Raw genomic sequence first — 18,874 nt, 5'->3', positions numbered from 1 at the left:
TCGAGACCCGACATATAAAGGAGCCTCTGATGGCCCAGATCGAAATCTACACTTCGCCCCTTTGTGGGTTCTGTCACGCAGCTAAACGGCTGTTGGATTCCAAAGGTGCGTCATTTCAAGAAACCGATGTGCAACGCAATCCCGGTGAAAAGGCAACGATGATCCAGCGTGCCAATGGCGGTCGCACCGTGCCGCAGATTTTTATCAATGGGCAGCATATTGGCGGTTGTGACGATCTTTATGATCTGGAACGGGCGGGCAAACTTGATCCGCTGTTGGCCGCGTGAAGGCAGCGCTGCTGCAAATCACATCAAGTGACAATCCGGCTGAAAATATCCGGGTTGTCCAAACTTTGATTCAAGATGCCGCCGCACAAGGGGCCGGGTTTATCCTGACGCCTGAGGTGACAAATTGCGTCAGCCTTAGTCGGTCCCATCAGAAACAAGTTCTGTCTCATCAGGACGATGATCCTATGCTGGCGGCTATGCGCGATCAGGCCCGGGCGCTGGGCGTTTGGATTGCGATTGGGTCACTGGCGTTGAAAACAGATGATCCCGACGGTCGTTTTGCCAATCGATCGTTTCTGATTGACCCCACCGGGAAAATCGCCGCGACATACGACAAAATCCACATGTTTGATGTGGCGGTTTCCGCCAGTGAAACGTTCCGCGAATCAGATGGGTATCGGCCGGGCAATGACGCTGTTGTTGCGCAGACCCCCTTTGGCGGGATCGGTTTGACCATTTGTTATGACATTCGTTTTCCGCATCTGCATCGGGTCTTGGCCCAGAATGGCGCACAGATTTTACTGGTTCCGGCGGCGTTTTCGCCAGTGACGGGGGCCGCCCATTGGGAACCTTTGCTGCGCGCGCGGGCGATAGAAACAGGGTGTTTTGTGCTGGCTGCCGCACAAACCGGTCACCATGATGCGCAGTCAGGCAAGCGACGCCAAACCTATGGGCATTCCATGGCGATTTCACCTTGGGGGGCGGTATTATGTGACGCTGGGTCAGATCCTTGCATCACATATGTTGATTTGAACATGGATGAAGTGGCACAAGCACGGTCAAGGGTTCCGGCCCTGACCCATGATCGTGACTTTGAAGGCCCAAAGAATGAGTTCGGACACTGACGACCTTGCTGTGACGCTGTTTAGCGAAATCCTGACGGTGGAACAGTTGGCCCGCACGGCGGTTGCCCGGGTTTTGCCACGCGGGATGGAGCTGTCTCAGTTTTCAGTTCTCAACCATCTGGCGCATATTCAGGCGGAACGCACACCCGCACAATTGGCCAAGGCGTTTCATCTGACGCGTGGGGCAATGACCAACACGTTGGGCAAACTGGAAATTGCGGGCTGGATTCACATTCGCCCTGATTGGGATGATGCACGGCGCAAAATGGTCGCGATCAGCCCGGCGGGGGTGTCGGCGCGCAACGCGGCGCTGGCGGCAATGACCCCGATCATCGGTGATGCGGTGCGCAAAATCGGCACCGAAAAAGCCCGCGCCGCCCTGCCTGTGCTACGTGAATTGCGGGTCAAGCTGAGCGATCTGGAATGAAATCCCTCGGGCTTGTGACGGATTTGCTGGTGATGACCGGGTTCAGCGTGATTGAACCGCAGGGCACGGCCTTGGTTCAGCGCAGCGTCAATGAGCCCAATTTCTGGTTCGGCAACCGTTTGATCCTGTCGGACATGTCGGCTGACCCTCAGGATTGTCTGCAAATGTTTCAAACAGCGTTTCCGGATGCGCATCACGTCACCATCAGTTGGGATCAGCCACAATGGACTGCGCAGGATATCCCCGATGGATTTGCAAAAGCTGGGTTAACCATTGATTGCGAAGATATTCTGACCCTGTCGAACCCGCTAAACCGCACCAATGTGCCAGATGGCATCACGATCCGCGCCTTTGAAAAAACCAGCGATTGGGATCAGTCCGAAGACATCCAATTTGATGTGATGATGGACGAAGGCTATTCCCCCGATGGCACCAAGGATTATCTGCGCAAACGATCCAAAACCCGCCGCTTGCAAATCGCCGATGGGCTGGGTCAGTGGTTTGGTGCGTTTGAGGGGGAAATATTGGTTGGGGATATGGGAATTTTTCACGACCAGAACGTGATCCGTTATCAATCGGTGCAAACCCATAAATCCTATCGTGGACGTGGCATTTGTTCGGTATTGCTGTGCAAGGCCTTGGATTGGGCGCAGGCCCGTGCACCAATGGCGACGCCTGTGATTTCCGCGATGGCCGACAGCGTGGCGGGACGGTTATATCGCCGGGCCGGATTTCAGCACAGCGAAAACCTGATCAGCGCATTTCGCGGCCCGCTTTAGGGTTTGATGCTGGTTGTGACGTAGTTCACGCTTAGATCGCGATCCGAAATGGACCAGCTCCAGCCCAGCGGATTGAACACAAACCCTTTGCGATCCACAGGATCCATTCCGGCATTGCGCAGCAGGTCAAACAATTCATCCGGGGTGATGAATTTGTTCCATTCATGGGTGCCCTTGGGCAACCAGCGCATGATAAACTCCGCACCCACAATCGCCATGGCAAAGCTTTTGGCGTTGCGGTTGATCGTCGAACAAATCAGCAAACCACCGGTTTTTAGCAATTGCTGTGATGTGGTCATAAACCCCTGCGGGTCCGCCACATGTTCGATCACTTCCATGTTCAAAACGATGTCGAATTCTTCGCCTTGTTCGACCAGGGTTTCGGCGGTCATATGGCGGTAATCGATATTCAGACCGGATTGTTCGGCGTGTAATTTCGCCACAGGGATGTTGCCACCGGCCGCATCCACGCCAATCACATCGGCCCCCAGTCGCGCCATAGGTTCGCACAGCAATCCACCACCACAGCCGATATCCAGCAAACGCAAGCCCGCGAACGGTTTGTCATCGCTTAGGTCGCGGTCAAATTCCGCGGCGATCTGGCGGGTGATGTAATCCAACCGACACGGGTTCAGCATATGGAGCGGCTTAAACTTACCGTCCAGATCCCACCATTCGGCGGACATTGCTTCGAATTTAGCGACCTCGGCCGGATCGACACTGCGTTCAGCTGTTTGCATCACCTTCTCCAAACTGGCATGTCTGCATATGAGGATGCCCTATGCGCCTCTATATAGGATGTCGATGGACAAAATCACGGGACAAAGGCGCGCGGTGCCACATCTTTTCCCAACCACTGATCCGTTTGATCAGCGGATGCTGGATGTTGGCGATGGGCATCGTATCTATGTGGAACAATGCGGGCGGCGGGATGGGATCCCGGTTGTGGTGCTGCATGGTGGGCCGGGGGGCGGATGCAGTCCGGCCATGCGGCGCTATTTTGATCCGGAAATTTATCGTGTGATCCTGTTTGATCAACGTGGCTGTGGTCGATCACGACCCCATGCCAGCGTGGACGCAAATACCACATGGCATCTGGTGGCTGATATTGAACATATCCGCGATGTGCTGGGCATTGATCGCTGGATTGTGTTTGGCGGATCATGGGGTGCAACATTGGCCCTGATCTATGGGCAGGCGCATCCTGATGCTGTGGCGGCCATGGTGCTGCGCGGTGTTTTCCTGATGACGGAACCCGAACTGGATTGGTTTTATGGCGGCCATGCGGGGCGGTTCTGGCCGGATTTATGGGCGCAATTCGCTGATCTGATCCCGGTCGAAGAACGCGATGACATGATCGTCGCCTATCACAAACGGCTGTTTTCCGGTGATCACGTCCAAGAGGTGCGCTATGCCCAAGCCTGGGCGATGTGGGAAAACGCATTGGCGTCGATTGAAAACAACGGCGCATTGGGCGGGGCCCCTGCGGAATATGCGCGGGCCTTTTCCCGGCTAGAGAATCACTATTTCGTCAATCAGGGATTCCTGACCGAAGAACAGCAAATTCTGAACAATATGCACCGGATCAAACACATTCCCGCGATCATCGTGCAGGGGCGTTATGACATGATTTGCCCCCCAGAAAGCGCCTATAAACTGGCGCAAGCCTGGCCCAAGGCGCGTTTGCGGATGATCGGCAAAGCGGGTCATGCCTTGTCAGAGCCGGGAATCTCTGCTGAACTTGTGCGGTCAATGGATTTACTGGCTGAAAACCGCGAAAGGATCGGGTTCTAACGTGTCAAATGTGCGTCTCAGGTCACGTCGACGGCTGCTGACATCGGGTCTGGCGGCCGCGATGGTTGCGGCGACGGGATTGCCTGCACAGGCGCTGGGCAAACGCGGCGGCCGGTTGGTTGCGGGATTGTCAGGCACGGATGGCGTATTGGATCACAGCGCGGCGGGCGGCGCACAGGGTATGTTCCTGCGCACAGCACAAGGCGCGATTTTTGATACGTTGACCGAAGTGGGGGCCGATGGGACGCTCACCGGTGAATTGGCCACGCAGTGGGAACCAAACGCCGACGCCACGCAGTGGACAGTGACATTGCGCCAAGACGTGCAATTTCATGACGGTACGCCCCTGACATCCGCACATATCATCGACGGATTGGCCCCGCATTTGACGGGATTGCTGGGCGATGTGGATGCGGTGACCCAGCAGGGGCTTCATATTGTGGGCCTGACATTACGGGCGGGGGATGCCAATCTGCCATACCGCCTGTCACACCCTGATCTGTTCATCAGCCATAACGGCGTAGGTACAGGCCTGTACCAATTGGGCCGCTTTTCGCAGGGTCATATGTTGGCGCGTCGTGTCGACATCCACTGGAAATCGGAACGTGCCGGGTGGTTTGACGAAGTGGAACTTCTGAACATTGATGTTTCGGCCAACCGTCTGGCCGCGCTGCGGTCGGGGCGTGTGGATGCCATTGATGCACCGGATGCCCATGCGCAACGATTGCTGGCCTCAAATGCGGATATGTTCGTGGCCCCCGATGGATCATTTGCTACGTCGTCACGCATTTCGACCCCTGCGCGGACCGGCCAAAACTGGCCCATGGACAATGCGCGGTTTACACAACGTTGGTGGCGGGCCTGATCAGGCCTTGCCTCTGGGCGCGTTTGGTTCTATATCCCCTTTCAACAGCGGCGCGCTGGGGTCCAAACCTACCGCACCACCGAGAAAGATCGACGGGCCGCGCGCCCGTTTTTTTGTGCCCAGACTTTGGGCGAAGGACCAAGTAATGTCAGACCTGATTGCCAAAGCGGCCATGGATCGTCGCGTTGCCGAAATCATCACCCCTGTCATCGAAGACATGGGGTATGAATTGGTGCGCGTGCGGTTGCAGGGCGGAACAGCGCCGATCCTACAGATCATGGCGCAACGCCCCGATGGGTCCATCGAAGTGGACGATTGCGCTAAGATTTCAACTGAAATTTCCGCAGTGCTGGACGTCGAAGACCCGATTATCGAAGCTTACACACTCGAAGTTTCGAGCCCCGGCATTGATCGCCCTTTGACACGGCTCAAAGACTTTGACCGGTGGGACGGCTATGTTGCTAAAATCGAAACATCTGAATTGATCGATGGTCGCCGCCGTTTCAAAGGCAATCTGGCCGGGACCGAAGGCGATGATGTGTTGATCGAAATCGAAGATCAGGGTCAGGATGTGACCATTGGTTTGAAATTTGATTGGTTGTCTGATGCCAAATTGGTGCTGACAGATGAACTGATCCGCGAAGTGTTGAAGGGCCGCAAAGATGCGGGCCAAATCGACGAAACCCAATTTGACGAAGTTGAGACCGTGCTGGACGGTTCTGAAGAGGAGAAAGACTGATGGCCATTACGTCTGCCAACCAGTTGGAACTGTTGCAAACCGCCGAAGCCGTCGCGCGGGAAAAGATGATCGACCCCGGTCTGGTTGTCGAAGCAATGGAAGAATCGCTCGCGCGGGCGGCCAAATCCCGGTACGGCGCCGAAATGGACATCCGTGTTCATATCGACCGCAAAACCGGCAAGGCCACGTTCACACGTGTCCGGACCGTCGTCGAAGAGGCTGAGCTGGAAAACTACCAGGCTGAGTTCACACTGGAGCAAGCCAAAGAATACATGACCAACCCCGCAATCGGGGAAGAGTTCGTGGAAGAGATCCCGCCGGTTGAAATGGGCCGTATTGCAGCCCAATCCGCCAAACAGGTGATCCTGCAAAAAGTACGCGAAGCGGAGCGTGATCGTCAGTACGAAGAGTTCAAAGATCGCGCCGGCACCATCATCAACGCCGTTGTGAAACGCGAAGAATATGGCAACGTGATCGTCGATGTGGGCGCGGGCGAAGCTGTACTGCGTCGCAACGAAAAAATCGGCCGCGAAAGCTATCGCCCGAATGACCGTGTGCGCTGCTACATCAAAGACGTGCGTCGCGAACAGCGTGGCCCACAGATTTTCTTGAGCCGCACCGCGCCCGAATTCATGGCTGAGCTGTTCAAAATGGAAGTGCCGGAAATCTATGACGGCATCATCGAGATCAAAGCTGTTGCCCGTGACCCCGGTTCACGCGCCAAAATCGCGGTGATTTCCTATGACGGGTCGATCGATCCGGTTGGGGCTTGTGTCGGGATGCGTGGTTCGCGGGTTCAGGCAGTTGTGAACGAATTGCAGGGCGAAAAAATCGACATCATTCCTTGGAATGAAGATATGCCAACCTTCCTTGTGAACGCGTTGCAGCCCGCTGAGGTTAGCAAGGTTGTTCTGGACGAAGACGCCGGCAAGATCGAAGTTGTTGTTCCCGAAGAGCAACTGAGCCTTGCGATTGGCCGCCGTGGTCAAAACGTGCGCCTGGCGTCTCAGCTGACTGCGCTGGACATCGACATCATGACCGAGGAAGAAGATTCCAAACGTCGTCAGGCCGAATTCGAAGTCCGTACCAAGCTGTTCATGGACACGCTGGATCTGGACGAATTCTTTGCGCAATTGCTGGTTTCGGAAGGGTTCACCAACCTCGAAGAAGTCGCCTATGTTGAGCTGGACGAATTGCTGGTTATCGACGGCATCGACGACGATACCGCACAGGAATTGCAGGCCCGTGCCCGCGATTACCTAGAAGCACAGAACAAAAAAGCGTTGGAAGCCGCGCGTGCGTTGGGCGTCGAAGACAGCCTTGTTGAATTTGAGGGTCTGACACCCCAAATGGTAGAAGCGCTGGCCGAAGATGGTGTGAAAACACTAGAAGATTTCGCGACTTGTGCGGATTGGGAGCTGGCCGGTGGCTGGACAACCGTGGATGGCGAGCGCGTCAAAGATGACGGTGTTCTGGAAAAATTCGAGGTCAGCCTCGAAGAAGCCCAAAACATGGTGATGACCGCGCGTATTCAGTTGGGTTGGGTTGATCCCGCCGAGCTGGAGCCTGAAATCGAAGAAGAAGATGGCGAAACAGACGCGGAGGCTGAGGCCTAATTAGGCCTCAGGAGCACGCGAATGGCACGCGGTGGGCAACGAAAAGATCGGGACGAACCCGAACGCAAGTGCATCGTCACTGGCGAAGCACAGCCGCAATCGGGTCTGATCCGATTTGTTGTGTCGCCCGATGGTGTGGTTGTACCCGATATTATGGGTAAGTTGCCCGGTCGCGGCATGTGGGTAACCGCAGAACGCGACGTGTTGGAAAAGGCCGGAAAAGGGCAATTTGCCCGATCCGCTAAGATGCCCGTGACTGTGCCAGACGGGTTGGTGGACGAAGTCGAACGCCAATTGGTCCGTCGTGTGACCGATATGATTGCCTTGGCACGCAAGGCCGGATTGGCCGTTGCGGGCTTTGAAAAAGTTAAGTCCTGGTTGTCTGACAGACCAATCAGGGTGCTGCTTCAATCCTCTGATGGATCTGAACGCGGCAAGTCCAAACTTTGGACGCCCGAAGGGGCAAGATACTTCGATTGTCTGACAACCTTGGAATTGGGTTTGGCATTCGGACGACAAACTGTGATACATGGCGCGCTCGCCACTGGTGGACTCAGCAATCGTGTTGTAGAGGAAGCCACGAAGCTTAAAGGTATGCGCGCGGATAACGGTGGCAACTCGGCCTCCGGAAAGGACTAAAGCTAGATGAGCGATAACGACGGCAAAAAACCACTTGGACTACGCGGCTCCCGTCCGGCGAACGTAAAGCAAAGCTTTAGCCATGGCCGGACCAAAAACGTTGTGGTGGAAACCAAGCGTAAGCGGGTGGTTGTTCCAAAGCCGGGACCAAACAAATCCGGTGGCGGTGGCACGGCTGGCGGTGATCCGTCACGACGTCCTGCAGGCATTTCGGATGCGGAACTTGATCGCCGGATGAAGGCGCTTCAGGCCGCTAAGGCACGCGAAGCAGAAGACACAGCGCGCCGCGCCGCCGAAGAAAAGGCCCGCGAAGAAGAGCGCAAGCGTCGCCGCGAAGAAATTGAAGCCAAGGAACGCGAAGAGGCAGAACGTGCCGAACGCGCCAAGGCCAAAGCGGAAGCTGAAGAGCGCAAGAAGCAAGAAGAGGCAGAAGCGGCGCGTAAAGCGGCGGCTGCCCCCAAAGCTGCGCCTGCTGCTGCGGCTGCACCAAAAGCTGGCGAAGAGCGGTCCCCGAATTTCCGGTCACCTGCTGCAACGCCACGTCGCAACGAACGCGACAATCGGGGTGATGACCGTCAGAACCGCAACAAGAAAAGCAACGATGATGCGCGCCGTTCTGGCAAGCTGACGCTGAACCAGGCGCTGTCTGGCAATGCGGGCGGCCGTCAGAAATCTATGGCTGCGATGAAGCGGAAACAGGAACGCGCCCGGCAAAAAGCCATGGGTGGCACTGTTGAACGCGAAAAGGTTATCCGTGACGTTCAGTTGCCCGAAGCCATCACCGTAGGTGAATTGGCCAACCGGATGGCCGAACGTGTTGCAGATGTTGTTAAATCCCTGATGCAAAACGGGATTATGGCGACGCAGACGCAAACCATTGACGCGGATACGGCGGAATTGGTGATCGAAGAGTTCGGCCACAAAGTGGTTCGTGTTTCGGATGCTGACGTCGAAGACGTGATCGATACCATCGAAGACAAAGAAGAAGATCTGATCTCGCGGCCTCCGGTCATTACGATCATGGGGCACGTTGACCACGGTAAAACATCCATTCTGGATGCGATCCGGAATGCACGTGTGACCGCTGGCGAAGCCGGTGGGATTACGCAGCATATCGGGGCCTATCAGGTCACGACAGAATCCGGCACCGTGCTGAGCTTCCTTGATACTCCGGGTCACGCGGCGTTTACGTCGATGCGGTCACGTGGTGCGCAGGTTACGGATATCGTGGTTCTGGTGGTTGCAGCGGATGATGCGGTTATGCCGCAAACAATCGAAGCGATTGCCCACGCCAAGGCGGCCGAAGTGCCCATGATCGTTGCGATCAACAAATGTGATAAACCAGAAGCCAATCCTGACAAGGTGCGGACAGATCTGCTTCAACACGAAGTGATCGTTGAAAAAATGTCTGGTGAAACACAAGACGTTGAAGTGTCTGCGATTTCTGGTCAGGGTCTGGATGAATTGCTCGAAGCGATTGCGCTTCAGTCCGAAATCCTTGAACTGAAAGCCAACCCAAATCGGGCGGCTTCTGGTGCGGTGATCGAGGCCCAGCTTGATGTGGGTCGCGGTCCTGTTGCCACGGTTTTGGTCCAAAACGGGACGCTGAAACAGGGCGACATTTTTGTTGTCGGCGAACAATACGGTAAGGTCCGTGCGCTGGTTGACGACAAAGGTGACCGCGTCAAAGAGGCCGGTCCGTCGGTTCCTGTTGAGGTTCTTGGCCTGAACGGCACACCCGAAGCGGGCGACGTTCTGAACGTGGTTGAGAGCGAAGCTCAGGCGCGTGAGATCGCCGAATATCGTGCAAATGCTGCCAAGGATAAACGTGCCGCCGCTGGCGCTGCGACAACCCTTGAACAGCTGATGGCGACCGCCAAAGCAGACGAAAACGTGTCAGAATTGCCCGTTGTGGTCAAAGCTGACGTGCAAGGGTCCGCAGAAGCGATCGTTCAGGCGATGGAAAAAATCGGCAATGACGAAGTTCGGGTTCGGGTTCTGCATTCCGGTGTGGGCGCGATTACCGAAAGTGACGTTGGGCTGGCCGAAGCATCCGGCGCCCCTGTGTTTGGCTTTAACGTGCGTGCCAATTCGCCCGCGCGGAACTCAGCCAACCAAAAGGGCGTGGAAATCCGGTATTATTCGGTGATCTACGATCTGGTCGACGATGTGAAAGCCGCGGCCTCTGGTCTGTTGTCCGCCGAAATCCGCGAAAACTTCATCGGATATGCGAATATCAAAGAAGTGTTCAAAGTGACCGGCATCGGCAAAGTTGCAGGTTGTATCGTCACAGAAGGCGTTGCACGTCGTTCTGCCGGCGTGCGTTTGCTGCGCGACAACGTTGTGATCCACGAAGGCACGCTGAAAACTTTGAAACGTTTCAAAGACGAAGTGGCCGAAGTGCAGTCCGGTCAGGAATGCGGCATGGCGTTTGAATCCTACGATGATATCCGTCCAAATGACGTGATCGAAATCTTTGAACGCGAAGAGGTCGAGCGGAACCTCTAAAGGTCACGCCGATTATCGAAACAAAAAAGGACGGCCCAAACGGGTCGTCCTTTTCATTTTAACCATGTGATTTGAACTGAGTGTTGTTCGTAAAACGCGGTTTAATGGATGGTTTTGACCGGAAAACCAGTGAAAGTCTGGCTTCCGACACGCACCGAAACTTTGCCATCTGCAAATTTACGCGCGATCGTTCCTTGAACTGAAATACAGCTGCTCACCAAAATCGTTGCTAGCATTTGTGACCTCCCCCTATTGGGTTCGAAAGTTGCCGGAAAATTGGGCCTACAGCAACAATATAGTTTCAAATACCTATGATTTCATTAACCAGACCGATCACAACCAATCACGAAGGATTGGGATCAGTGGAATATCTGCCGGTGGCATCGGATAATTCCGCAATTCCGACGCCTTAACCCATTTTAAGGCCTGGCCTTCACGCGATTGTGGCACGCCGTTCCATTTTCGGCAGGCAAAGACCGGCATTAACAAATGAAAGTCCTCATAGGCGTGGCTGGCAAAGGTCAACGGCGCAAGGCAGCTTTCCCAAGTATCAATGCCCAGCTCTTCTTCCAACTCGCGGATCAGCGCCTGTTCTGGGCTTTCTCCGGGTTCGACTTTGCCACCGGGGAATTCCCATAATCCGGCCATGCTTTTGCCTGCGGGACGTTGTCCGAGCAACACACGTCCATCCACGTCAATCAACGCAACAGCGGATACCAAAACGATCTTCACGACCGGTAATCTGCGTTAATTTCGATGTATCCGTGGGTTAAATCGCATGTCCAAACCGTTGCCATGCCACCTGCGATGCCCAAATCCGTGCTGATCACCAGATCCTGGTTTTGCATATAGGCGGCGGCGTCTTCTTCTTTGTATTTGGGCGACACCCATCCATTTTCAGCAACCAGAATATCGCCAAAATGGATGGTCAGACGGTCCCGGTCCGCTTGGGCGCCGGATTTGCCGACGGCCATAACCACACGGCCCCAATTGGGGTCTTGGCCTGCGATGGCCGTCTTAACCAGTGGCGAATTGGCAATCGCAAGCGCGACTTTGTGCGCGTCATCATTGGTGGCCGCACCCGAAACGCGGACTTCTACGAATTTGGTGGCCCCTTCGCCGTCGCGAACCACTTGGTGGGCCAAATCCAGCATCACTTCGTGCAGGGCATCGTTGAATGTGACGCTGTCAGAAACATCCACGCCAGAGGTCCCCGTTGCGGCCATCATCAAGCTGTCAGAGGTTGAGGTGTCGCTGTCCACCGTGATGCAATTAAAGGTCAGATCGCACTGCGCCTTTAGGATGCTTTGCAATGCAGTTTGGGAAATTTTGGCATCGGTAAAAATATAGACCAACATGGTCGCCATATCCGGGGCGATCATGCCGGATCCTTTGGCAAAACCAGAAATGTTGACGGATTTACCATCGATGGTGATGGTTTTACCGGCGCCCTTGGCAAATGTGTCCGTGGTCCGAATGGCCTCGGCTGCTTCTTTTATTGAACCGCCTGACAGGCCAGCCTGAAGCTCATCCAGTTTTTCCGTGATTTTATCAAAGGGCAAAGGTTCACCAATCACACCGGTTGACGCGGTAAAAACGCGGGCCTCTTCGATGTTCAAAGTGGTTGAAACCGCATGGGTCAATTGTTTGACAGCGTTTTGACCATTGCGCCCGGTAAAGGCGTTGGCATTGCCTGAATTGACCAGAATCGCGCCGGCACCGGCGCCGGGCAGACCGATTTTGGCCTGACAATCCAACACAGCGGCGGATCGGGTGGCGGACCGGGTAAACACCCCGGCAATCGCGCTGCCTTCGGCAATTTCGGCCAACATAACATCGGCGCGATCTTGGTATTTAATCCCGGCAGCTATGCTGGAAAAACGAACCCCGCCAATCGCAGGAAGGTTAGGAAAACTTTCAGGCGCGAGCGGCGAGGTCTTCATGGCTTATTCCTCAAGCAGGTCGAGATTTTGCAGGATTGTTGGGTCGAAATCACCCAATTCAGGGCGCTCAATGATTGCCAAATTGGTCAAATCTTCAAGCCGTGCATCGATGGCTTCTTCTTGAACTTTTGCTTCCAATTCGCGGTACACTTCTTCTAGTGCGGGTGCTTCTTTCAGGCGGGTTTCGTTCAATGTAACGATGTGCCATCCAAATTGGGTCTGAACGGGGTCAGAAACGTCGCCCGCTTCCATTGCCATGACGGCCTCTTCGAATGCGGGAACCATCATGCCAGCGCCAAACCAGCCCAATTCACCCCCGGACGGGCCAGATGGGCCGGTGGATTTTTCCATGGCCATTTGGGCAAAGTCCGCACCGGCTTCGATCTCTAGCTTGATCGTGGCAGCTTCTTCTTCGGTTTCGACCAGAATGTGGGACGCGTTATATTCGGTTTCCGCATCGAAATCGGCGAACATTTCCGCATAAGCTGTTTCAACGGCTTCTTGTGTGACCGCGGTCTGGTTCAGATCGTTGATCACTTCGCCTGCTTTCAGACTGCGCTCTTCGTTGGCCAGCGCATAATCAACCCGTGTCGGTGTGGTTGTCAGCGAATCTGCCAGCAATTGCTGTTGGATCAGTTGATCCAGCAGGCCGTCAAACAGCACGTCATCCGGCAGGGATTGATATTGCTGGGGCAATTGCGCCCGCGCGATGATCAATTCACCCAGCGTAATGTCTGTTCCATTTACGGTGGCAACAACGGTTGCAGCATTTGCACCTGTGGCGTCCTGGGCGTGAGCGGGGCCAACCAAAGTCAGCGCAATCGCCGCACTTGCAAGCAATTTTGTGTGAAGTCCCATAAATACAAGTTCCTTTCCGGCGCGCATGGGCGCGTGGCGTTGACACTGTGATAACGGCCCCTTACATCGCTTAAAGGCTCGAAGGAGACCGGTCTTGGCCCTTGTTTTAGGGGGCGCGTGCCAAAGGCACAACCAGCCTCCTCACACTTTGATGTCAGACAGGCTGCTAAGCAGCGCGGAGAAAAGATGCTGGGTTTAGGAACGATTGCCAAAAAGGTCTTTGGCACACCGAATGATCGCTTGATCAAGGCAACCCGTCCATTGGTCGCAAAGATCAACGCGCTGGAGCCAGAATTCGAAAAATTATCGGATGTTGAGCTGAAAGACAAAACCGAAGCGCTGGCCACACGGGCGATGAGCGGCGAAAGTTTGGATGCGATGCTGCCCGAAGCCTTTGCCAATTGCCGCGAAGCGGCGCGGCGTGCGCTGGGGCTGCGGGCCCATGATGTGCAGCTGATGGGTGGGATTTTCCTGCATCAGGGCAACATTTCGGAAATGAAGACCGGCGAAGGGAAAACGCTGGTTGCGACATTCCCGGCCTATCTGAATGCGCTGACCGGCAAAGGCGTGCATGTGGTGACGGTCAATGATTACCTTGCGCGGCGCGACGCGGAATGGATGGCGCAGGTGTTTACGGCGCTGGGGATGACCACAGGCGTTGTGTACCCCCAACAGCCCGATGATGAAAAACGTGCGGCGTATGCCTGCGACATCACCTATGCGACCAATAACGAACTGGGTTTTGATTATCTGCGCGATAATATGAAATCTGAACTGAGCCAGATGTCTCAGCGCGAACATAATTTTGCGATTGTGGACGAAGTTGATTCGATCCTGATTGACGAAGCCCGGACACCGTTGATTATTTCCGGCCCGGCGCAGGATCGGTCAGAACTCTATAAAACCATCGATCTGATCATCCCCGAAGTGTTGGACGAACATTTTGAGCTGGACGAAAAATCCCGGTCGGTGACCTTTACCGATGAAGGCAATGATTTTCTGGAACGGCGTTTGTCGTCGGCTGGTTTGTTGCCTGAGGGTCAGACATTGTACGACCCCGAAAGCACAACCCTGGTGCATCACATCAACCAGGGCTTGCGGGCGCATAAATTGTTTACCAAGGACAAGGACTACATCGTTCGCAACAACGAAGTGGTGCTGATCGACGAATTTACCGGTCGGATGATGTCAGGTCGGCGGTTGTCCGATGGCCTGCACCAAGCGATCGAAGCCAAAGAAAACTGCGCCATTCAGGCGGAAAACGTCACATTGGCCAGTGTGACATTCCAGAACTATTTCCGGCTTTATAACAAATTGTCCGGCATGACCGGCACCGCGTTGACCGAAGCCGAAGAATTTGACGATATCTATAAACTGGGCGTGGTCGAAGTGCCGACAAACCGTCCTGTTGCACGTATTGATGACCATGATCAGGTGTTCCGCACCGCCAAGGAAAAATTCGACGGCGTTGTGAAATCCATCAAAGAAGCCAACGAAAAGGGCCAGCCGGTTCTGGTTGGGACCACATCGATTGAAAAATCCGAAATGCTGTCCCAGTTGCTGACATCGGCGGATATCAAGCACAACGTTTTGAATGCACGCCAGCACGAACAAGAGGCCCAGATCGTGGCCGATGCCGGGAAACTGGGTGCGGTGACGATTGCCACAAACATGGCCGGGCGTGGGACCGACATTAAGTTGGGCGGTAACGTCGAATTTAAGGTCATGGAAGCCATCGCTGCCGAACCTGATGTCGATCATGCGGTGATCCGTACCCGGATCGAAGAAGGCCACGCCGCAGACGAAGAGGCCGTCAAAGAGGCAGGTGGCCTGTATGTTCTGGCCACAGAACGCCACGAAAGCCGCCGGATTGATAACCAGCTGCGCGGTCGTTCTGGACGTCAGGGGGATCCGGGTCGGTCCAGCTTCTTCCTGTCTTTGGATGATGATCTGATGCGGATTTTTGGCTCGGAACGTCTGGACAAAGTTCTGAGCAGCCTTGGCATGAAAGAAGGCGAAGCGATTGTGCACCCTTGGGTAAATCGGTCGCTGGAACGCGCACAAGCCAAGGTCGAAGGGCGCAACTTTGACATTCGTAAACAGCTGCTGAAATTTGATGACGTGATGAATGATCAACGTAAGGTGATCTTTTCTCAGCGTCGTGAAATCATGGAAAGTCAGGACGTTTCCGAGATCACCAAAGACATGCGTCACGAAGTTATCGAAGATTTGATCGACACCTATATGCCCCCCAAAACCTATGCGGATCAGTGGGACATGAAAGGGTTCTATGCGGATGTGATCAAGCATCTGAACATCGACGAACCCGTCATGGCGTGGGCCGAAGAAGAGGGCGTCGATGACGAGATTATCCAAGAGCGACTGGAAGCGGCGTCGGATAAATACATGGACGAAAAGACCGAAACATTTGGTCGTGAAACCATGTTGGGCATCGAAAAACAGATTTTGCTGCAAACCATCGACGGCAAATGGCGTGAACATCTGCTGACACTGGAACATCTGCGGTCTGTGGTTGGGTTCCGTGGCTATGCGCAGCGTGATCCGTTGAACGAATACAAAACCGAAGCGTTCCAATTGTTCGAAGGCCTGCTGGATGGGTTGCGGTCTGATGTGACCGAAAAACTGGGCCAGATTCGCCCAATGACCCAAGAAGAGCAGCAAGCCATGATTGCGCAAATCACCGCGCAACAGAAACAATTGGCCGAGGGTGCTAAATCCGCAGGGCAGGTCCCAGCCGCCAAAGAAGGCGCACGTCCGGGCTTTGTCGAAGATGACCCCAAAACATGGGGAAACCCAGGCCGCAATGACGATTGCCCCTGTGGTTCGGGCAAGAAATTCAAACATTGCCATGGTAAATTGGCGTAAACGCTGCCCGATTTCTGACAGAATGAATCCTTAGGTCGGCCCTTCTTGGGCCACCTTTGAGGGTCAGATTGTTTCCAAATCCGTTATGGAGTGGAGGCAGTCATGTCCCGAGTTAGAAAAATTGTGACCTTAGGTGGCACCTTTGCGGTGGCTCTTGGAATTGGGTTCGTCATGCAGAACGGCGATGCGCTTGCATCGCGGTTTGCGTCTGATGACACCACAACAACCCAAGACGTGACCCCGATCGCAAATGCAAATCCGTCCGGCATTGGACCCGCTGACATCCAGCCGCCAGCTGAAATGGCGATGGTTGGATCGCTCCCTATTCAAGACAAGGCGCCCGTGATGCCAGCAGAACCGATTCATCTGGCTGCGGCGCTGGATGATCAGGGTTTGGCTGATTTATTGCCTCATTCGGCTGATGCGGGCATTGCCACATCACCTGAATGCGAAGTGACCATGTCAGCAACAATTGCCCCAATGGCGATGGTTGACCTGTCTGTGACGGCGCCCTGTGCCCCAGTTGCGCGGGTTACCATCCATCACCAGGGCATGATGTTCACCACATTGACGGATGCGTCCGGCATTGCAGATGTTCAAGTGCCGGCACTGGCAGAAACAGCGATCTTTATTGCCGCTTTCGAAAATGGCAGTGGCGGTTTGTCGACTGTGACTGTGCCTGAACTGGCGATGTATGACCGTGCGGTTCTGCAATGGCAGGGGCAATCAGGGTTGCAAATCCATGCCCGCGAATTTGGCGCTGATTACGGTCAGGACGGCCACATCTGGAATGCCGCCACCGGGACGACTGATGGCACAACAGGATTTATGGTGCGATTGGGCGCTGACCACATAGAAGCCCCGCTATTGGCCGAGGTTTACACCTTTCCCAGCGGTACCGCATCGCGCGACGGGTCGATTGCGCTGTCCGCCGAAGCGGAAATTACCGCAGGCAATTGCGGTCGCCAAATTTCGGCCCAAAGTTTACAGATTTCACCCGGCTCATTGACCGAAGCGCTCGATTTAACGCTCACAATGCCCGATTGTGATGCTGTGGGTGACTTTCTGGTGTTGAAAAATATGTTTCAGGACTTAACACTAGCCGCAAGATGACGCGCGTATGTGAACGGTTCCTTCGACTGATCCAAAACGGTGCGGCGATTTTCGCCGCACTTTTCATTTGTGCGACCACCGTTTGGGCAGACCCCGTTATGATATCCGCTGACGGTGGGTTTGAACTCTCGGGGGACGTGCTTGGATTTGATGGGACCTATCTGCGCCTCGAAACAGAACACGGCGAAGTCACCGTTGATTTCGCCCGCGTCACCTGTGCAGGGGCGGATTGCCCTGACCCGGACGGTCTTCCGGTTCTGCGCCTGTCTGGGTCCACACGTATTGCCGAAATATTACTGCCCGCTCTGATCGAAGGATTTGCGCGCAACGAACGGCTGTTGATCCAACGGCATGAAATTGATGCCAGCCATTTCGCCTATGATCTGACGGATAGCGACACGGACATAGCTGCAAAATTTCTGTTTCGCAGCACCACAACAAACGAAGGTTTTGCCGATCTGCTGGCCCACGAAGCCGATATCGTCATGGCGATTCGTGAAATTCGCGACCAAGAGGCAGATCTCGCGCGTGAAGTCGGCCTCGGAACTTTGGGATCCGCGCGACAAGCCCGCATTCTGGCGATGGATGGGATCGTGCCCATCACATCGTTGTCGCAGCCCGTGACATCCATCGACCCCGAAGATTTGGCGCGCGTTTTCACTGGCGAAATCACGCGGTGGTCTGAATTGGGCGGCGTCGATTTGCCAATTAAGCTGCACCTGCCAGATGCGCAAAACGGTTTGGCGCAGGGGTTCGAAGACTTGGTTTTTCGATCAACCGGCGCGGAAATGACGACGGATATTCAACGACATAACAGTGTTCAGACGCTTGTTGATGCGGTGTCGCGGGATGTGCGGGCGCTGGGCATTGCCCATTCCAAAGCGTTTGGGTCGTCCTCGCCGATGGCGCTGGTTGGGGAATGCGGTCGTCAATCCACACCCAGTCGCGTCACGTTGATGACCGGGGATTATCCCCTGACGCAGCCGTTGTTTTTGTATCTGCCTGCCAGACGTTTGCCGCCGATGGCGACGCGGTTTTTGGCCTGGCTCAGATCGGCGGATGCGCAATTGATCATCCGGCGTGCTGGATTTGTGGATCAGGGTCACATGACGATCCCAATTGATGCCCAAGGCGCGCGATTTGCCGCCGCTATCGAAACCGCAGGCCCGGATATTCCGCTGACTGAATTGCAACGCATGGTGCGTTTGTTGGGGCCGCGTGAACGGGTGGCGACCACGTTCCGGTTTGAGGTTGGATCGACGCGTTTGACGGCGCTGTCGCGATCCAATGTTCAATTGCTGGCCAAAGCGATCCGTGACGGTGAATACGAAGACCAAGAGCTGATCTTTGTTGGTTTCAGCGATGGACGGGGCCCGGCCGCCGCCAATCGCGACCTGTCCAGCGCCCGTGCCGATGCCGTCCGTCGCGAAGTGATCGCCGCACTGGGCGATCACATCCCGTTGAATGTCGAACTGGGCACAGATGCCTTTGGCGAAGCGATGCCAATGGGCTGTGACACGTCCGAATGGGGCCGACAGATGAACCGTCGGGTCGAATTGTGGGTTGAGCCTTAGC

At 55.0% G+C, this 18,874-nt stretch carries 17 protein-coding genes; 13 read left to right on the top strand and 4 right to left on the bottom strand.

The features are described 5' to 3' along the window. Positions 1–29: 29 nt before the first annotated feature. From grxC to AB1F12_RS16465, 4 genes are read left to right on the top strand one after another with little or no spacing between them, the layout of a single operon-like run. Positions 30–287, top strand: a complete 258-nt coding sequence (gene grxC / locus AB1F12_RS16480; RefSeq protein WP_368185524.1) for a glutaredoxin 3 — start codon at positions 30–32, stop codon at positions 285–287. After that, on the top strand, positions 284–1,132 hold the full coding sequence (locus AB1F12_RS16475; RefSeq protein WP_368185522.1) for a carbon-nitrogen hydrolase family protein: 849 nt from the start codon (positions 284–286) through the stop codon (positions 1,130–1,132). The genes grxC and AB1F12_RS16475 overlap by 4 nt, the downstream gene beginning before the upstream one ends. After that, the gene (locus tag AB1F12_RS16470) at positions 1,116–1,559 is read left to right on the top strand and encodes a MarR family winged helix-turn-helix transcriptional regulator (protein ID WP_368185520.1); all 444 of its coding nucleotides are present in this window, start codon (positions 1,116–1,118) and stop codon (positions 1,557–1,559) included. Before AB1F12_RS16475 ends, AB1F12_RS16470 begins: the two co-directional genes overlap by 17 nt. After that, a complete protein-coding gene (locus AB1F12_RS16465) occupies positions 1,556–2,338 on the top strand; it encodes a GNAT family N-acetyltransferase (RefSeq protein WP_368185518.1) in 783 nt (260 codons plus the stop codon). Before AB1F12_RS16470 ends, AB1F12_RS16465 begins: the two co-directional genes overlap by 4 nt. Here AB1F12_RS16465 and ubiG read toward each other — a convergent pair. Further along, positions 2,335–3,078 (bottom strand): bifunctional 2-polyprenyl-6-hydroxyphenol methylase/3-demethylubiquinol 3-O-methyltransferase UbiG, encoded by a 744-nt coding sequence (ubiG, locus tag AB1F12_RS16460; protein ID WP_368185516.1) that lies wholly within the window; start codon positions 3,076–3,078, stop codon positions 2,335–2,337. The genes AB1F12_RS16465 and ubiG overlap by 4 nt on opposite strands. 64 nt (positions 3,079–3,142) lie before the next feature. Between ubiG and pip the strand changes: the two genes are divergently transcribed. The 6 genes from pip to infB all read left to right on the top strand — a co-directional run bounded on the left by pip (position 3,143) and on the right by infB (position 10,499). Continuing rightward, the gene (gene pip, locus AB1F12_RS16455; protein ID WP_368185514.1) at positions 3,143–4,132 is read left to right on the top strand and encodes a prolyl aminopeptidase; all 990 of its coding nucleotides are present in this window, start codon (positions 3,143–3,145) and stop codon (positions 4,130–4,132) included. Position 4,133: 1 nt separating this feature from the next. Next, positions 4,134–4,997: an ABC transporter substrate-binding protein gene (locus tag AB1F12_RS16450; RefSeq protein ID WP_368185513.1), complete on the top strand. Its 864-nt coding sequence runs from the start codon at positions 4,134–4,136 to the stop codon at positions 4,995–4,997. 145 nt (positions 4,998–5,142) lie between these two features. Then, on the top strand, positions 5,143–5,736 hold the full coding sequence (gene rimP / locus AB1F12_RS16445; RefSeq protein WP_368185511.1) for a ribosome maturation factor RimP: 594 nt from the start codon (positions 5,143–5,145) through the stop codon (positions 5,734–5,736). After that, positions 5,736–7,352, top strand: a complete 1,617-nt coding sequence (gene nusA / locus AB1F12_RS16440) for a transcription termination factor NusA (protein ID WP_368185509.1) — start codon at positions 5,736–5,738, stop codon at positions 7,350–7,352. The genes rimP and nusA overlap by 1 nt, the downstream gene beginning before the upstream one ends. A gap of 21 nt (positions 7,353–7,373) precedes the next feature. Then, positions 7,374–7,991 (top strand): RNA-binding protein, encoded by a 618-nt coding sequence (locus tag AB1F12_RS16435; RefSeq protein ID WP_368185507.1) that lies wholly within the window; start codon positions 7,374–7,376, stop codon positions 7,989–7,991. Between the two features lie 6 nt (positions 7,992–7,997). Further along, positions 7,998–10,499 carry a translation initiation factor IF-2 gene (gene infB / locus AB1F12_RS16430; RefSeq protein ID WP_368185505.1) on the top strand — a complete coding sequence of 834 codons (2,502 nt, stop codon included), beginning with the start codon at positions 7,998–8,000 and terminating at the stop codon, positions 10,497–10,499. Positions 10,500–10,832: 333 nt separating this feature from the next. On the opposite strand, the gene mutT is transcribed toward infB, so the two are convergent. The 3 genes from mutT to AB1F12_RS16415 are packed head-to-tail and all read right to left on the bottom strand — an operon-like array spanning position 10,833 to position 13,300. After that, a complete protein-coding gene (gene mutT / locus AB1F12_RS16425) occupies positions 10,833–11,231 on the bottom strand; it encodes an 8-oxo-dGTP diphosphatase MutT (RefSeq protein ID WP_368185503.1) in 399 nt (132 codons plus the stop codon). Next, on the bottom strand, positions 11,228–12,442 hold the full coding sequence (gene argJ, locus AB1F12_RS16420) for a bifunctional glutamate N-acetyltransferase/amino-acid acetyltransferase ArgJ (RefSeq protein ID WP_368185502.1): 1,215 nt from the start codon (positions 12,440–12,442) through the stop codon (positions 11,228–11,230). Before argJ ends, mutT begins: the two co-directional genes overlap by 4 nt. Before the next feature lie 3 nt (positions 12,443–12,445). Next, positions 12,446–13,300: a peptidylprolyl isomerase gene (locus AB1F12_RS16415; protein WP_368185500.1), complete on the bottom strand. Its 855-nt coding sequence runs from the start codon at positions 13,298–13,300 to the stop codon at positions 12,446–12,448. Positions 13,301–13,486: 186 nt separating this feature from the next. On the opposite strand from AB1F12_RS16415, the gene secA reads away from it, so the two are divergent. The 3 genes from secA to AB1F12_RS16400 all read left to right on the top strand — a co-directional run bounded on the left by secA (position 13,487) and on the right by AB1F12_RS16400 (position 18,873). Further along, a complete protein-coding gene (gene secA, locus AB1F12_RS16410) occupies positions 13,487–16,186 on the top strand; it encodes a preprotein translocase subunit SecA (RefSeq protein WP_368185498.1) in 2,700 nt (899 codons plus the stop codon). A gap of 102 nt (positions 16,187–16,288) precedes the next feature. Then, the gene (locus tag AB1F12_RS16405; protein WP_368185496.1) at positions 16,289–17,299 is read left to right on the top strand and encodes a hypothetical protein; all 1,011 of its coding nucleotides are present in this window, start codon (positions 16,289–16,291) and stop codon (positions 17,297–17,299) included. Next, positions 17,296–18,873, top strand: coding sequence for a phosphate ABC transporter substrate-binding/OmpA family protein (locus AB1F12_RS16400; protein WP_368185495.1), 1,578 nt, complete (start codon positions 17,296–17,298; stop codon positions 18,871–18,873). Before AB1F12_RS16405 ends, AB1F12_RS16400 begins: the two co-directional genes overlap by 4 nt. The last annotated feature ends 1 nt before the right edge of the window (position 18,874 follow it).

The sequence above is a fragment of the Aestuariibius sp. HNIBRBA575 genome, assembly GCF_040932005.1.
Taxonomy (GTDB): Bacteria; Pseudomonadota; Alphaproteobacteria; order Rhodobacterales; family Rhodobacteraceae; genus CANLNM01.
This window is presented reverse-complemented; position numbering and strand designations above follow the sequence as displayed.

Bases quoted from the DNA above. Each gene is read 5' to 3' on its own strand.
- ubiG (WP_368185516.1), bottom strand. From the start codon at position 3,078: ATGCAAACAGCTGAACGCAGTGTCGATCCGGCCGAGGTCGCTAAATTC.
- grxC (WP_368185524.1), top strand. From the start codon at position 30: ATGGCCCAGATCGAAATCTACACTTCGCCCCTTTGTGGGTTCTGTCAC.
- AB1F12_RS16465 (WP_368185518.1), top strand. From the start codon at position 1,556: ATGAAATCCCTCGGGCTTGTGACGGATTTGCTGGTGATGACCGGGTTC.
- nusA (WP_368185509.1), top strand. From the start codon at position 5,736: ATGGCCATTACGTCTGCCAACCAGTTGGAACTGTTGCAAACCGCCGAA.
- infB (WP_368185505.1), top strand. From the start codon at position 7,998: ATGAGCGATAACGACGGCAAAAAACCACTTGGACTACGCGGCTCCCGT.
- AB1F12_RS16405 (WP_368185496.1), top strand. From the start codon at position 16,289: ATGTCCCGAGTTAGAAAAATTGTGACCTTAGGTGGCACCTTTGCGGTG.
- rimP (WP_368185511.1), top strand. From the start codon at position 5,143: ATGTCAGACCTGATTGCCAAAGCGGCCATGGATCGTCGCGTTGCCGAA.
- AB1F12_RS16400 (WP_368185495.1), top strand. From the start codon at position 17,296: ATGACGCGCGTATGTGAACGGTTCCTTCGACTGATCCAAAACGGTGCG.
- AB1F12_RS16435 (WP_368185507.1), top strand. From the start codon at position 7,374: ATGGCACGCGGTGGGCAACGAAAAGATCGGGACGAACCCGAACGCAAG.
- pip (WP_368185514.1), top strand. From the start codon at position 3,143: ATGGACAAAATCACGGGACAAAGGCGCGCGGTGCCACATCTTTTCCCA.
- secA (WP_368185498.1), top strand. From the start codon at position 13,487: ATGCTGGGTTTAGGAACGATTGCCAAAAAGGTCTTTGGCACACCGAAT.
- argJ (WP_368185502.1), bottom strand. From the start codon at position 12,442: ATGAAGACCTCGCCGCTCGCGCCTGAAAGTTTTCCTAACCTTCCTGCG.
- AB1F12_RS16470 (WP_368185520.1), top strand. From the start codon at position 1,116: ATGAGTTCGGACACTGACGACCTTGCTGTGACGCTGTTTAGCGAAATC.
- AB1F12_RS16415 (WP_368185500.1), bottom strand. From the start codon at position 13,300: ATGGGACTTCACACAAAATTGCTTGCAAGTGCGGCGATTGCGCTGACT.